Raw genomic sequence first — 13938 nt, 5'->3', positions numbered from 1 at the left:
GTTCACTCCGTGGCAAGGTTAAAGTTTGGCGGCGAGAAGATCTTCTAGTTTGCGCTGGTCGACGGCGAACTGGCGGATACCGTCCGCCAGTTTTTCCACGGCCATGGCGTCCTGGTTGTGCTCCCAGCGGAACTCCGCTTCGGTCATGGCTTTCGGTTTTGGCAGAACGGTGGAGGTCGGCACCAGCTTGCGGATCACCGTTTCTTCTTTGTCCTGTAGCTCCTGGAGCAGGTTGGGTGAAATTGTCAGGCGGTCGCAGCCTGCCAGGGCGAGGATCTGCTCGGTACGGCGGAAGCTGGCACCCATCACGATGGTTTCGTAGCGGTGCTGCTTGTAGTAGTCGTAGATATTACGGACCGATTTCACGCCCGGATCCTCATCCACCACGTACGGATCCATCGGCTGTTTCGCCTGGTACCAGTCGTAGATGCGCCCGACAAACGGTGACACCAGGAACACGCCCGCTTCGGCACAGGCGCGCGCCTGGGCAAAGGAGAACAGCAGCGTCAGGTTGCAGTGGATGCCCTCTTTTTCCAGTACCTCTGCCGCGCGGATGCCTTCCCAGGTGGAGGCGAGCTTGATCAGAATGCGTGATTTATCGATCCCCTGTTCCTCGTACAGTTCCACGAGGCGACGCGCCTTGTTAATGCTCTTTTCTTTATCGAAAGAGAGGCGGGCGTCGACTTCGGTCGAGACGCGGCCCGGGATGCTTTTAAGAATTTCCGCACCAAAATTAACCGCCAGCTTGTCGCTGGCTTCGGCGACCTGCTGCTCCTGCGTCTTCCCGCGCTTTTTACCGTAGGCAATGGCGTCATCAATCAGATGACTAAAATGGGTAAGCCCGGCAGCCTTGAGCAGTAGCGAAGGGTTGGTGGTCGCATCCTCCGGCTGATAGTGGCGAATCGACTCGATATCGCCGCTGTCTGCCACCACCGTGGTGAATTGTTTGATGCCGTCTAGCTGGTTCATAAATGATTACTCCTTGGAAATAAAAGAGTTAGATGAGTGCGTTAGTTCACACTTCTGGAAAAATCATGATGGACTTAACAAAAAAGCATAGCAGACGGGGGAGGCATTGCTTTTGAGACGGGTAACATGGCTGTTATAAATTGATAACAATTTTTAATGTGTGATGGTGAGAGTTTGGCTGCCTTCAAAGTTTAGGAGGCGGCCTGAGGCGATACTAGGCGGCACACCAGGGTGTGCATCAGGATCGCTTACGTCACCCTTTTGACCGATACGTGAAAGGAAAAATAAGATGGATGAGCAGTTGAAACAGAGTGCCCTCGATTTTCACGAGTTCCCTGTCCCGGGCAAAATCCAGGTCTCCCCAACCAAGCCGCTGGCAACTCAGCGCGATCTGGCACTGGCCTATTCCCCGGGCGTAGCTGCCCCGTGTCTGGAAATCGAAAAAGACCCGCTGGCGGCCTACAAATACACCGCGCGCGGCAACCTTGTCGCCGTGATCTCTAACGGCACGGCGGTGCTGGGGCTGGGCAACATCGGCGCGCTGGCCGGTAAGCCGGTGATGGAAGGCAAGGGGGTGCTGTTCAAGAAATTCGCCGGTATCGACGTGTTCGATATCGAGGTGGATGAACTCGATCCTGACAAGTTCATCAACGTAGTGGCCGCGCTGGAGCCTACCTTCGGCGGGATCAACCTGGAAGACATCAAAGCGCCGGAATGTTTCTATATCGAGCAGAAGCTGCGCGAGCGTATGAATATTCCCGTGTTCCATGATGACCAGCACGGTACGGCCATTATCAGCACCGCTGCGATTCTGAACGGCCTGCGCGTGGTTGAGAAAAACCTCTCCGACGTGCGCATGGTGGTCTCCGGCGCCGGCGCCGCGGCCATCGCCTGTATGAACCTGCTGGTGGCGCTGGGTATGCAGAAACACAACATTGTGGTCTGTGACTCCAAGGGCGTTATTTATAAAGACCGCGAGCCGAACATGGCGGAAACCAAAGCGGCGTATGCGGTAGAAGACGACGGCAAGCGCACGCTTGAGGACGTCATTGACGGCGCGGATATCTTCCTCGGCTGCTCGGGTCCGAAGGTGCTGACCCAGGAGATGGTGAAGAAGATGGCGCGTGCGCCAATGATCCTGGCCCTGGCCAACCCGGAACCGGAAATTCTGCCGCCGCTGGCGAAAGCGGTGCGTGAAGACGCCATCATCTGTACCGGCCGTTCGGACTACCCGAACCAGGTCAACAACGTGCTCTGCTTCCCGTTCATCTTCCGCGGCGCGCTGGACGTCGGCGCGACGGCGATCAACGAAGAGATGAAGCTTGCAGCCGTTCACGCCATCGCGGAGCTGGCCCACGCCGAGCAGAGCGAAGTGGTTGCCTCAGCCTATGGCGATCAGGATCTTAGCTTTGGCCCTGACTACATCATTCCAAAACCGTTCGACCCGCGTCTGATTGTTAAAATTGCGCCAGCCGTTGCCAAAGCGGCAATGGATTCCGGCGTGGCGACGCGTCCGATTCACGACTTCGACGCGTACGTCGATAAACTCACCGAGTTTGTCTATAAAACCAACCTGTTCATGAAGCCGATCTTCTCTCAGGCGCGCGCCGACGCGAAGCGCGTGGTGCTGGCGGAAGGGGAAGAGGCGCGCGTGCTGCACGCCACCCAGGAGCTGATCACCTTAGGCCTGGCGAAACCGATCCTGATTGGTCGTCCGAGCGTGATTGAAATGCGTATCCAGAAGCTGGGCCTGCAGATTAAGCCGGGCGTCGACTTCGAGATCGTAAACAACGAATCCGATCCGCGCTTCAAAGAGTACTGGAGCGAATACTACGCGATCATGAAGCGCCGGGGGATCACCCAGGAGCAGGCGCAGAAAGCCGTCATCAGCAACACGACGGTGATCGGCGCGATCATGGTCCATCGCGGCGAGGCGGATGCGCTGATCTGCGGTACCATCGGGGATTATCACGAGCACTTTAGCGTGGTGCAGGAGATCTTCGGCTATCGCGACGGCGTCCATACCGCCGGGGCGATGAACGCCCTGCTGTTGCCGAGCGGGAACACCTTTATCGCTGACACCTACGTTAACGACGATCCGAGCCCGGACGAGCTGGCGGAGATCACCGTGATGGCCGCCGAGACCGTGCGCCGCTTCGGTATCGAGCCAAAGGTGGCACTGCTGTCGCACTCTAACTTCGGTTCGTCCAAATCAGCGGCGGCGTGCAAAATGCGTGAGACGCTGGCGCTGGTGCGCGAGCGTGCGCCGGAGCTGATGATTGACGGGGAAATGCACGGCGATGCCGCGCTGGTGGAGAGCATCCGTAACGAACGTATGCCGGACAGCCCGCTGAAAGGATCGGCAAACATCCTGATTATGCCGAACGTGGAAGCGGCGCGTATCAGCTATAACCTGCTGCGCGTCTCCAGCTCTGAAGGGGTGACCGTAGGACCGGTGCTGATGGGCGTGGCAAAACCGGTGCACGTGTTAACGCCGATTGCCTCCGTGCGCCGTATCGTGAATATGGTGGCGCTGGCGGTGGTTGAGGCGCAGACGCAGCCGCTGTAATTTTTACCCTCACCCTAACCCTCTCCCAAAGGGAGAGGGTTAGGGTTACACCCAATCCCGAACCTGAATAAATTCTTTTAAGGCAGCCTCCGGGCTGCCTTCTTTTGGCTCGTAGCAGTACTCCCAGCGCACCAGCGGCGGCATCGACATCAGAATTGACTCCGTGCGCCCGCCGGTCTGCAGGCCGAACAGCGTCCCGCGATCCCACACCAGGTTGAACTCCACGTAGCGCCCGCGGCGGTAGAGCTGGAACTCGCGCTCGCGCACGCCGTAGTTGGTGTCTTTACGGCGTTCGACGATAGGCAGGTACGCGTCGGTATAGCCTTCACCCACCGCACGCATAAAGCTGAACGCGGTATCAAAATCAGGCGTGTTGAGATCGTCAAAGAACAGTCCGCCGATGCCGCGCTGCTCGTCGCGATGCTTCAGGTAAAAGTAGTCGTCGCACCACTTTTTATATTTCGGGTAAATGTCTTCGCCAAACGGCAGGCAAAGATCCCGCGCGGTGGTGTGCCAGTGCACGGCATCCTCTTCGAAGCCGTAGTAGGGCGTCATGTCGAAACCGCCGCCAAACCACCAGACCGGATCGGCCCCCGGCTTTTCCGCAATGAAAAAGCGCACGTTGGCGTGGCTGGTTGGCACGAACGGGTTGTGCGGGTGCACCACCAGCGAGACGCCCATCGCTTCGAAGCTGCGGCCCGCGAGTTCGGGACGATGTGCCGTCGCAGATGCGGGCATGGCGTCGCCGTGAACGTGGGAAAAATTCACGCCAGCCTGTTCGAAGATGCCGCCGTTACGCAGCACGCGACTGCGCCCGCCGCCGCCGGCCTCGCGCTGCCAGGTATCTTCCTGAAATTCTCCGCCGTCTGCGGCGGCCAGTTTCTGGCAAATCTCATCCTGCAGCTTCAGCAGGAAAGTTTTGACCAGTTGTGCATCGGGTTTCATCAACGTTTCCTGGAGTGCGCTTTTTGGTTATCGAACCAGTTGAAATAACTGATAATGCCGGAGGCGATAGCGTTGGCGATCTTCTGACGAAATGCCGTGGTGCCAAGGAGTCGCTCCTCTTCCGGGTTGGTGATGAAGGAGGTTTCCACCAGCACGGACGGGATGGACGGTGATTTCAGGACCACGAACGCCGCCTGCTCGGTGCCTTTGCTGTGCAGGCGATGCACCGGCTTAATCTTCTTCAGGATGTGCGAGCCAAGCGTCAGGCTGTTTTTGATCGTATCCGTCTGCACGAGGTCGAACAGCACCTGCTGTAGCAGGTGGTCTTTGTCGGTGGCTTTTTTCCCGGCGACTTCATCCGCCCGGTTTTCGCGATCGGAGAGGTATTTCGCCATGGCGCTACTGGCGCCGCGGTTGGAAAGCGCAAACACCGAGGCACCTGCCGCAGAAGGGTTGGTAAAGCCGTCCGCGTGAATCGACATAAACAGATCCGCACCGTGCTGGTGGGCGATCTCTACGCGGTCATACAGCGGAATAAAGGTATCACCAGAGCGCGTCAGACGGGCGTCAATGCCGTTACTGCGTAAAATCGCCCGCACATTTTTTGCAATCGCCAGCACGACGTGCTTTTCTTTTGACCCGTTTTTGCCGATGGCGCCGGTATCAATACCGCCGTGGCCCGGGTCGAGCATCACCAGACGCTTCGCGCCCGGCTTTTTCGTTTTCGGTTTGCTGTGTCCGTTACTGGTTTTAAGCGTGCTCTCGTCTTTCGCCTGAGCCTGCTTTGCGATACCCGTTAACGTTAAGGCCGCCAGCCCCGCTTTGAGAACCTGACGACGCGATGTGAGTGCTTTTAATGGTTTGAATGTGCTCATGCGGCCTGAATACTAAAAAATGGGGTCCTGGTGTTATATCGTATCGTGTTTCCCGTTACGACAGTCCATGTTGAGAATTGTTTTACTTTTCATTTCAATACGTGACAAAGTGACATTATGCCAAATTTTGGCGAGATTTTCCCCGGTTATTGGCTAAAGGCGAGCTTCGCGCCATAATCACAGTTTTTAAACCCGAAAAGGCGGTTAATACCATGGAGATACGCGTTTTTCGCCAGGAAGATTTCGAAGAGGTGATTACCCTTTGGGAGCGCTGCGATCTGCTGCGTCCGTGGAACGATCCGGAAATGGATATCGAACGTAAGGTAAATCACGACGTCAGTCTGTTCCTGGTCGCGGAAGTCAACGGTGAGGTTGTGGGGACGGTAATGGGCGGTTACGACGGCCACCGCGGCTCGGCCTATTATCTGGGCGTCCATCCGGAATACCGTGGTCGCGGCATTGCCAATGCGCTGCTTAACCGGCTCGAGAAGAAGCTGATCGCCCGCGGCTGCCCGAAAATCCAGATTATGGTGCGGGAAGATAACGATGTGGTGCTGGGCATGTATGAGCGTCTGGGCTACGAGCATTCTGACGTGCTGAATCTGGGAAAGCGTCTGATCGAAGATGAAGAGTACTGAGATTCATCCGGCAGACTATGACGCGCAGGGCCGCGTCAGGCTGCCCTTTTTATTCTGGTGCGTTCTGCTGCTCCAGGCCCGTACCTGGGTGCTGTTTGTGATGGCCGCCGCGTCGCGCGGGCAGGGCGATACGCTGCTGAATCTTTTTTATCCCGATCACGATGCTTTCTGGCTCGGCTTACTGCCGGGCGTACCGGCGGTGGTGGCTTTTTTGTGTAGCGGACGACGGCACCTGATCCCTCGTTTTTGGCGCACGCTTCGCTGGCTGCTAATCCTTGCCCAGACTGCGCTGCTCTTATGGCAGCCGGTTCTCTGGTGGTACGGTGAACCGCTGACGGGCACCGGCGTTGCGCTGGTGGTTGCCGATATTGTGGCGCTGCTGTGGCTGATGACCAACCCGCGTCTTTGTGCCTGTTTTGCGCCTCAGGATGATTAATCCGGCACTTTTTGCCGATGTCGCACTCCAACAAGCGTTGATTTAACAAGTAAGGACGTTTCAATGAAATCGCTGCGTTTACTCTTATGCGCTCTCCCGCTGGCATTGACCGGCTGTTCGACGCTCTCCTCCATTAACTGGTCCGCTGCGTATCCGTGGAACTGGTTTGGCTCATCAACGGAAGTAACCGAGCAGGGCGTGGGGAAAATTACCGCCGCGACGGCGCTGGATCAGAATGCTATCCAGGATGCGCTCAGCAGTGATTACCGCCTGCGCAGCGGCATGAAAACGGAGAATGGCAATATTGTTCGCTACTACGAGGCGCTGAAGGGCGACAAGCTGGCGCTGGTGATCAACGGTGACAAAGGCACGGTCAACCGAATTGCGGTGATGGATGACGATATTCCGACGGCGAGCGGTGTGAAGGTGGGGACCCCGTTTAGCGATCTTTATAAGCAGGCCTTTGGCAACTGCGCCAGCGTGCCGTCTGACGACAAGGTTGCGGTGGAATGTAAGGCTGAAGGCAGCCAGCACATCAGCTATGTCTTCACCGGCACCTGGAGCGGCCCGGAAGGACTGATGCCGTCTGACGACACGCTTAAGAGCTGGAAAGTGAGCAAAATACTCTGGAAGCAGTAATTTGCGCCTGAGCAAACCGCCTCGCTGAAATCCGGGTATAATACCCGCCATCAATGCCACGCTGACGTGGCATCTTTATTTCAGGAGGAGCGATGTCTCAGGTTCAGAGTGGCATTTTGCCAGAACATTGCCGCGCGGCGATTTGGATTGAAGCCAATGTTAAAGGGGACGTGGATGCCCTGCGTGCGGCCAGCAAAGCGTTTATTGATAAACTGGCGACCTTCCAGGCCAAATTCCCGGAAGCACACCTCGGCGCCGTTGTCGCCTTTGGCAATAACGTCTGGCGTCAGCTGAGCGGTGGCGAAGGGGCGGAAGAGCTGAAAGACTTCATCCCATACGGCAAAGGTCTGGCTCCGGCAACCCAATACGACGTGCTGATCCACATTCTCTCCCTGCGTCACGATGTGAACTTTTCCGTTGCCCAGGCGGCGGTAGCGGCTTTTGGCGACAGCATTGATGTGCAGGAAGAGGTTCACGGCTTCCGCTGGGTCGAAGAGCGCGATCTGAGCGGCTTCGTCGACGGTACCGAAAACCCGGCGGGCGAAGAGACGCGTCGTGAGGTGGCGGTGATTAAAGACGGCGTGGACGCGGGCGGCAGCTACGTGTTCGTGCAGCGCTGGGAGCACAACCTCAAGCAGCTTAACCGCATGAGCGTGCACGACCAGGAGATGATGATTGGCCGTACGAAAGAGGCTAACGAAGAGATCGACGGCGACGACCGTCCCGTTACCTCGCACCTGACCCGCGTTGACCTCAAAGAAGACGGCAAAGGGCTGAAGATTGTCCGCCAGAGCCTGCCGTACGGTACGGCAAGCGGAACGCACGGCCTTTACTTCTGCGCCTACTGCGCGCGCCTGTATAACATCGAGCAGCAGCTGCTGAGCATGTTCGGCGATACCGACGGCAAGCGCGACGCCATGCTGCGCTTCACCAAACCGGTGACCGGCGGCTACTACTTTGCGCCGTCCGTTGAGCGTTTGCTAGCGCTGTAATGGCATTTCTCCCTCTCCCTGCGGGAGAGGGCCGGGGTGAGGGCATCAGGCCTCACCCTTATTCCCTTTTCTGCTTGTAAATCACCAAACGGTATATAAAACCGTTACTCCTTTCATCCCCGTTATAAATATTATGACTATAAGATAGTCATCACATTTATAAGGGTGCGCAATGGCCGTTACTGTACTGAAAAAAGGAACTCTGGCGCTGGCAGGTTTACTGCTGGTGGCACAGGCGCAGGCGACTGAACTGTTAAACAGTTCGTATGACGTCTCCCGCGAGCTGTTTGCCGCCCTTAATCCCCCGTTCGAACAGCAGTGGGCGAAAGACAATAACGGCGACAAGCTGACCATCAAGCAGTCCCATGCCGGCTCGTCCAAGCAGGCGCTGGCGATTTTGCAGGGCCTGAAAGCGGATGTGGTGACCTACAACCAGGTGACTGACGTGCAGATCCTGCACGACAAAGGCAACCTCATCCCGGCGGACTGGCAGAGCCGACTGCCGAACAATAGCTCGCCGTTCTACTCCACCATGGGCTTCCTGGTGCGTAAGGGCAACCCGAAGAATATCCACGACTGGAGCGACCTGGTGCGTTCCGACGTGAAGCTGATTTTCCCGAACCCAAAAACCTCCGGTAACGCGCGTTATACCTATTTAGCCGCGTGGGGCGCGGCGGACAAGGCTGACGGTAACGATAAAGCCAAAACCGAGCAGTTCATGACCCAGTTCCTGAAAAACGTCGAAGTATTTGATACCGGCGGCCGCGGGGCGACAACGACCTTCGCGGAGCGAGGTCTCGGCGATGTTCTGATCAGCTTTGAATCGGAAGTGAATAACATCCGCAAGCAGTATGAAGCGCAGGGCTTTGAGGTGGTTATCCCGAAAACCAACATTCTGGCCGAGTTCCCGGTCGCATGGGTGGATAAAAACGTGCAGGCGAACGGTACCGAGAAAGCGGCAAAAGCCTATCTCAACTACCTGTACAGCCCTCAGGCGCAGACCATCATTACCGATTACTACTACCGCGTAAACAACCCGGACGTAATGAACAAGCTGAAAGATAAGTTCCCGCAGACCGATTTGTTCCGCGTCGAAGATCATTTCGGCTCCTGGCCTGATGTGATGAAAACGCATTTTGCCAGCGGCGGTGAGTTAGACAAACTGCTGGCGGCGGGGCATAAGTAATGTTTGCAGTTTCGACAAAACGCGTCCTGCCGGGCTTTACCTTAAGCCTCGGGACCAGCCTGCTGTTCGTCTGCCTGATCCTGCTGTTGCCGCTCAGCGCGCTGGTGATGCAGCTTGCTCAGATGAGCTGGGCGCAGTACTGGGACGTGGTCACCAACCCGCAGGTGGTGGCGGCCTATAAGGTGACGCTGCTGTCGGCGTTTGTCGCCTCCATTTTTAACGGCGTGTTTGGCCTGCTGATGGCGTGGATCCTGACCCGCTATCGCTTCCCGGGCCGCACGCTGCTTGACGCCCTGATGGATCTGCCGTTTGCGCTGCCGACGGCGGTGGCGGGTTTGACCCTCGCGTCGCTCTTCTCTGTAAACGGGCTGTACGGCGAGTGGCTGGCGAAATTTGATATCAAAGTAACCTACACCTGGCTCGGTATCGCGGTGGCGATGGCCTTCACCAGCATCCCGTTTGTGGTACGTACCGTGCAGCCGGTGCTGGAAGAGTTGGGTCCGGAATACGAAGAAGCGGCGGAAACGCTGGGCGCCACGCGCTGGCAGAGCTTCCGCAAGGTGGTGCTGCCGGAGCTCTCTCCAGCGCTGATGGCAGGTGTCGCGCTGTCGTTTACCCGCAGCCTCGGTGAGTTCGGCGCGGTGATTTTTATCGCCGGGAACATCGCCTGGAAAACGGAAGTGACCTCGCTGATGATTTTCATCCGCCTGCAGGAGTTTGATTATCCGGCGGCGAGCGCGATTGCTTCGGTGATCCTCGCCGCCTCGCTGCTGCTGCTGTACTCGATTAACACTCTGCAAAGTCGCTTTGGTCGACGTGTGGTAGGTCACTGATGGCGGAAGTTACGCAATTGAAGCGATACGATGCGCCCCGCATCAACTGGGGTAAATGGTTTCTGATTGGGGCGGGCGTGCTGGTTTCCGCCCTCATTCTCGTCGTGCCGACGATTTATATTTTCGTTCAGGCGTTCAGCAAGGGTCTGATGCCCGCGCTGGAAAACCTGGCGAACCCGGATATGCTCCATGCCATCTGGCTCACCGTGCTGATTGCCCTGATCACCGTCCCGGTGAACCTGGTGTTCGGGACCCTGCTGGCGTGGCTGGTGACGCGCTTTAACTTCCCCGGACGTCAGCTGCTGCTGACCCTGCTGGATATTCCGTTTGCCGTGTCGCCGGTGGTGGCGGGCCTGGTGTACCTGCTCTTTTACGGCTCCAACGGCCCACTGGGCGGCTGGCTGGATGCGCATAACCTGCAGATAATGTTCGCCTGGCCGGGCATGGTGCTGGTCACCATCTTCGTGACCTGCCCGTTTGTGGTGCGCGAGCTGGTGCCGGTGATGTTAAGCCAGGGGAGCAACGAAGACGAAGCGGCGGTGCTGCTGGGGGCTTCGGGCTGGCAAATGTTCCGCCGCGTGACGCTGCCGAACATCCGCTGGGCGTTGCTTTATGGCGTGGTGCTGACCAACGCCCGCGCGATTGGCGAGTTCGGTGCCGTTTCCGTTGTTTCCGGCTCTATCCGGGGTGAAACCCTGTCGCTGCCGCTGCAGATTGAACTGCTGCAGCAGGACTACAACACCATCGGCTCGTTTACTGCCGCAGCGTTATTGACGCTGATGGCCATTTTGACCCTGTTTTTGAAGAGTGTGGTGCAGTGGCGTTTAGAAAATCAGGAAAAACGTCAGCATCAGGAGGGAAATCATGAGCATTGAGATTGCCAATATTAAGAAGTCTTTTGGTCGCACCCAGGTGCTGAATGATATCTCGCTGGATATCCCTTCCGGACAAATGGTGGCGCTGCTGGGGCCGTCCGGCTCGGGCAAAACCACGCTGCTGCGTATTATCGCCGGGCTTGAGCACCAGACCAGCGGGCACATCCGCTTCCACGGCACCGACGTGAGCCGCCTGCACGCCCGCGATCGTAAAGTGGGTTTTGTGTTCCAGCATTACGCGCTGTTCCGCCACATGACCGTGTTTGACAACATCGCGTTTGGGCTTACCGTGCTGCCGCGTCGCGAGCGCCCGGATGCGGCAACCATTAAGGCGAAGGTGACCAAACTGCTGGAGATGGTGCAGCTGGCTCACCTGGCGGATCGTTTCCCGGCCCAGCTGTCCGGCGGGCAGAAACAGCGCGTGGCGCTGGCTCGCGCGCTGGCCGTTGAACCGCAAATTCTGCTGCTGGATGAGCCCTTCGGCGCGCTGGATGCGCAGGTGCGTAAAGAGCTGCGCCGCTGGCTGCGTCAGCTCCATGAAGAGCTGAAATTCACCAGCGTCTTCGTGACCCACGATCAGGAAGAGGCGATGGAAGTTGCGGATCGCGTGGTGGTCATGAGCCAGGGCAACATTGAGCAGGTTGACGAACCGGAGCAGCTCTGGCGTGAACCGGCGACCCGCTTCGTGCTGGAGTTTATGGGCGAGGTGAACCGTCTGCAGGGCACTATTCGCGGCGGTCAGTTCCACGTGGGCGCGCACCGCTGGCCGCTGGGCTATACCTCCGCGCACCAGGGCCCGGTCGATCTGTTCCTGCGTCCGTGGGAAGTGGACGTGAGCCGCCGAACCAGCCTGGATTCACCGCTGCCGGTGCAGGTGCTGGAAGCGAGCCCTAAAGGTCACTACACCCAACTGGTGGTACAGCCGCTGGGCTGGTATACCGAGCCGCTGACCGTGGTCATGCGCGACGATGTCCCGCCGCACCGGGGGGAGCGCCTGTTTGTCGGGCTGCAGCATGCCCGGATTTATCACGGGAAGGAGCGCATCGAGACGCGCGAGGATATTGCTCTGGCGGAGTCAGCCTGATAGGTTATTAGGATGTTTATCGCCCGGTGGCGCTGCGCTTACCGGGCCTACAGTTATCACTGCGTCTTGTAGGCCGGGTAAGCGAAACGCCACCCGGCTTTTTTATTGAGTAAAAAACGTGAATACACTCGAACACACCATCGGCAACACCCCTCTGGTCAAACTTCAGCGCATGGGGCCGGCTAACGGCAGCGAAATCTGGGTCAAACTCGAAGGCAATAACCCGGCGGGGTCGGTAAAAGATCGTGCCGCGCTGTCGATGATTGTCCAGGCTGAAAAGCGCGGCGAGATTAAGCCGGGCGACGTACTGATTGAAGCCACCAGCGGTAACACCGGTATCGCCCTGGCGATGATTGCGGCGCTGAAAGGCTACCGCATGAAGCTGCTGATGCCTGACAACATGAGCCAGGAGCGCCGCGCCGCGATGCGTGCCTACGGGGCCGAGCTGATTCTGGTGACCAAAGAGCAGGGGATGGAAGGCGCGCGCGACCTGGCGTTAGAAATGGCCGAGCGCGGCGAAGGTAAACTGCTCGATCAGTTTAATAACCCGGACAACCCGTACGCGCACTACACCACCACCGGCCCGGAAATCTGGCAGCAAACCGACGGGCGAATCACCCATTTTGTCTCCAGCATGGGCACCACCGGCACCATTACCGGCGTATCGCGTTTTCTGCGCGAGCAGGACAAAGCCGTCACCATTGTGGGCCTGCAGCCGGAAGAGGGGAGCAGCATTCCGGGCATTCGCCGCTGGCCGGCGGAGTATATGCCCGGCATCTTTAATGCGCAGCTTGTGGACCAGGTGCTGGATCTTCACCAGCGCGAGGCGGAAAATACCATGCGTGAGCTGGCCGTACGCGAAGGTATCTTCTGCGGCGTCAGCTCGGGCGGCGCGGTAGCGGGCGCGATTCGGGTAGCGCAGGCAAACCCGGGCGCTGTGGTGGTGGCGATTATTTGCGATCGAGGCGATCGCTATCTGTCTACCGGCGTCTTTGGTGAAGAGAGTTATTCGCAGGGGGCGGGGATTTAAGCGTCATGGAGATGATTCTATTCCGGGATAATACCCGGGCGCAGCAAACTGATATTGTCGCGGTACAGTCGCAGGTGGTGTACGGGAGCGTGGGTAACAGCATTGCGGTTCCTAATATTCGAACCCACAGGCTGAACGTCACCGCCGTGCCAACGGTACTGTTCAGCAACACGCCACACTATGACACCTTCTATGGTGGCGTGATCCCCGATGAGTGGTTCAGCGGCTACCTGAAGGCGCTGGAAGAGCGCGAGATCCTGCGCGAGCTTAAGGCGGTTACCACCGGCTATATGGGAAATGCCAGCCAGATCGTCCTGCTGGCGCAGTGGCTGAAGGCGGTCAAAGCTCAGCATCCTGATCTGCTGGTGCTGGTCGACCCGGTTATTGGCGATATCGACAGCGGGATGTACGTGAAGCCGGATATCCCGCAGGCGTATCGGGAGCACCTGCTGCCGCTGGCGCAGGGGATTACGCCAAACGTCTACGAGCTGGAAGTGTTAAGCGGCAAACCGTGCCGCACGCCGGAAAGCGCCATCGCGGCGGCACAGGGACTGCTCTCTGACAGCCTGAAATGGGTGGCGATTACCAGCGCGCCGGTCGCTGACGACCCGCAAAACATCCACGTGGTGCTGGTCACCCGCGATGGCGTGACCGTCAGCGCGCACCCGCGCGTAGAAACCGATCTGAAAGGGACGGGCGACCTGTTCTGTTCAGAGCTGGTGAGCGGAATTGTAGAGGGGAAAACCGTTGCAGATGCCATTCGCATGGCCGGCGATCGGGTGACGGACGTGATGCTCTATACCCAGTCGAAAGGCTACGACGAGCTTATCCTCCCGGCATAAACAAAAATGGCGCCCGAAGGCGCCA

General features: G+C 58.1%; 14 protein-coding genes. 11 read left to right on the top strand and 3 right to left on the bottom strand.

Features of this window, described 5'->3' with window-relative positions; all coding sequences use genetic code 11:
* Nucleotides 1–18: 18 nt before the first annotated feature.
* Nucleotides 19–969: a transaldolase gene (tal, locus tag ELK40_RS16550; RefSeq protein ID WP_115875961.1), complete on the bottom strand. Its 951-nt coding sequence runs from the start codon at nt 967–969 to the stop codon at nt 19–21.
* Nucleotides 970–1258: 289 nt separating this feature from the next.
* Between tal and maeB the strand changes: the two genes are divergently transcribed.
* Complete coding sequence (gene maeB / locus ELK40_RS16545; protein WP_115875960.1) at nt 1259–3538, top strand: NADP-dependent oxaloacetate-decarboxylating malate dehydrogenase; 2280 nt, start codon at nt 1259–1261, stop codon at nt 3536–3538.
* A gap of 45 nt (nt 3539–3583) precedes the next feature.
* Here maeB and hemF read toward each other — a convergent pair whose 3' ends face one another.
* Together hemF and amiA are read right to left on the bottom strand one after the other, a co-directional pair.
* Nucleotides 3584–4483: an oxygen-dependent coproporphyrinogen oxidase gene (gene hemF / locus ELK40_RS16540; protein ID WP_127731894.1), complete on the bottom strand. Its 900-nt coding sequence runs from the start codon at nt 4481–4483 to the stop codon at nt 3584–3586.
* Nucleotides 4483–5358 (bottom strand): N-acetylmuramoyl-L-alanine amidase AmiA, encoded by an 876-nt coding sequence (gene amiA, locus ELK40_RS16535; RefSeq protein WP_023308739.1) that lies wholly within the window; start codon nt 5356–5358, stop codon nt 4483–4485. The genes hemF and amiA overlap by 1 nt, the downstream gene beginning before the upstream one ends.
* Nucleotides 5359–5570: 212 nt before the next feature.
* On the opposite strand from amiA, the gene ELK40_RS16525 reads away from it, so the two are divergent.
* The 10 genes from ELK40_RS16525 (at nt 5571) to pdxK (ending at nt 13913) form a co-directional block, all read left to right on the top strand.
* Nucleotides 5571–5996, top strand: coding sequence for a GNAT family acetyltransferase (locus tag ELK40_RS16525; protein ID WP_014884750.1), 426 nt, complete (start codon nt 5571–5573; stop codon nt 5994–5996).
* Nucleotides 5983–6432, top strand: coding sequence for a DUF2919 domain-containing protein (locus ELK40_RS16520; RefSeq protein ID WP_127731892.1), 450 nt, complete (start codon nt 5983–5985; stop codon nt 6430–6432). The genes ELK40_RS16525 and ELK40_RS16520 overlap by 14 nt, the downstream gene beginning before the upstream one ends.
* A 63-nt stretch (nt 6433–6495) precedes the next feature.
* Nucleotides 6496–7071, top strand: a complete 576-nt coding sequence (locus ELK40_RS16515) for an RpoE-regulated lipoprotein (protein ID WP_127731890.1) — start codon at nt 6496–6498, stop codon at nt 7069–7071.
* A gap of 92 nt (nt 7072–7163) precedes the next feature.
* Complete coding sequence (locus tag ELK40_RS16510) at nt 7164–8063, top strand: Dyp-type peroxidase (RefSeq protein WP_111965199.1); 900 nt, start codon at nt 7164–7166, stop codon at nt 8061–8063.
* A 172-nt stretch (nt 8064–8235) separates the two neighbouring features.
* A complete protein-coding gene (locus ELK40_RS16505) occupies nt 8236–9249 on the top strand; it encodes a sulfate ABC transporter substrate-binding protein (protein WP_127731888.1) in 1014 nt (337 codons plus the stop codon).
* Nucleotides 9249–10082 (top strand): sulfate/thiosulfate ABC transporter permease CysT, encoded by an 834-nt coding sequence (gene cysT, locus ELK40_RS16500; RefSeq protein WP_004123378.1) that lies wholly within the window; start codon nt 9249–9251, stop codon nt 10080–10082. Before ELK40_RS16505 ends, cysT begins: the two co-directional genes overlap by 1 nt.
* Entirely contained in the window at nt 10082–10957 is an 876-nt protein-coding gene (cysW, locus tag ELK40_RS16495; protein WP_045325891.1) for a sulfate/thiosulfate ABC transporter permease CysW, read from the top strand. The genes cysT and cysW overlap by 1 nt, the downstream gene beginning before the upstream one ends.
* Complete coding sequence (cysA, locus tag ELK40_RS16490) at nt 10947–12041, top strand: sulfate/thiosulfate ABC transporter ATP-binding protein CysA (protein WP_008501607.1); 1095 nt, start codon at nt 10947–10949, stop codon at nt 12039–12041. The genes cysW and cysA overlap by 11 nt, the downstream gene beginning before the upstream one ends.
* Before the next feature lie 118 nt (nt 12042–12159).
* Entirely contained in the window at nt 12160–13071 is a 912-nt protein-coding gene (gene cysM / locus ELK40_RS16485) for a cysteine synthase CysM (protein ID WP_115875955.1), read from the top strand.
* A gap of 5 nt (nt 13072–13076) precedes the next feature.
* Nucleotides 13077–13913, top strand: coding sequence for a pyridoxine/pyridoxal/pyridoxamine kinase (gene pdxK / locus ELK40_RS16480; protein WP_115875954.1), 837 nt, complete (start codon nt 13077–13079; stop codon nt 13911–13913).
* The last annotated feature ends 25 nt before the right edge of the window (nt 13914–13938 follow it).

Source organism: Enterobacter sp. N18-03635 (assembly GCF_004006055.1).
Lineage (GTDB): Bacteria > Pseudomonadota > Gammaproteobacteria > Enterobacterales > Enterobacteriaceae > Enterobacter > Enterobacter vonholyi.
This window is presented reverse-complemented; position numbering and strand designations above follow the sequence as displayed.

What these genes read in the sequence shown, in the direction of transcription:
- ELK40_RS16525 (WP_014884750.1), top strand. Translation starts at nt 5,571, where the DNA reads ATGGAGATACGCGTTTTTCGCCAGGAAGATTTCGAAGAGGTGATTACC.
- ELK40_RS16510 (WP_111965199.1), top strand. Translation starts at nt 7,164, where the DNA reads ATGTCTCAGGTTCAGAGTGGCATTTTGCCAGAACATTGCCGCGCGGCG.
- cysT (WP_004123378.1), top strand. Translation starts at nt 9,249, where the DNA reads ATGTTTGCAGTTTCGACAAAACGCGTCCTGCCGGGCTTTACCTTAAGC.
- pdxK (WP_115875954.1), top strand. Translation starts at nt 13,077, where the DNA reads ATGGAGATGATTCTATTCCGGGATAATACCCGGGCGCAGCAAACTGAT.
- ELK40_RS16515 (WP_127731890.1), top strand. Translation starts at nt 6,496, where the DNA reads ATGAAATCGCTGCGTTTACTCTTATGCGCTCTCCCGCTGGCATTGACC.
- maeB (WP_115875960.1), top strand. Translation starts at nt 1,259, where the DNA reads ATGGATGAGCAGTTGAAACAGAGTGCCCTCGATTTTCACGAGTTCCCT.
- ELK40_RS16520 (WP_127731892.1), top strand. Translation starts at nt 5,983, where the DNA reads ATGAAGAGTACTGAGATTCATCCGGCAGACTATGACGCGCAGGGCCGC.
- ELK40_RS16505 (WP_127731888.1), top strand. Translation starts at nt 8,236, where the DNA reads ATGGCCGTTACTGTACTGAAAAAAGGAACTCTGGCGCTGGCAGGTTTA.
- cysW (WP_045325891.1), top strand. Translation starts at nt 10,082, where the DNA reads ATGGCGGAAGTTACGCAATTGAAGCGATACGATGCGCCCCGCATCAAC.
- cysA (WP_008501607.1), top strand. Translation starts at nt 10,947, where the DNA reads ATGAGCATTGAGATTGCCAATATTAAGAAGTCTTTTGGTCGCACCCAG.
- tal (WP_115875961.1), bottom strand. Translation starts at nt 969, where the DNA reads ATGAACCAGCTAGACGGCATCAAACAATTCACCACGGTGGTGGCAGAC.
- hemF (WP_127731894.1), bottom strand. Translation starts at nt 4,483, where the DNA reads ATGAAACCCGATGCACAACTGGTCAAAACTTTCCTGCTGAAGCTGCAG.
- amiA (WP_023308739.1), bottom strand. Translation starts at nt 5,358, where the DNA reads ATGAGCACATTCAAACCATTAAAAGCACTCACATCGCGTCGTCAGGTT.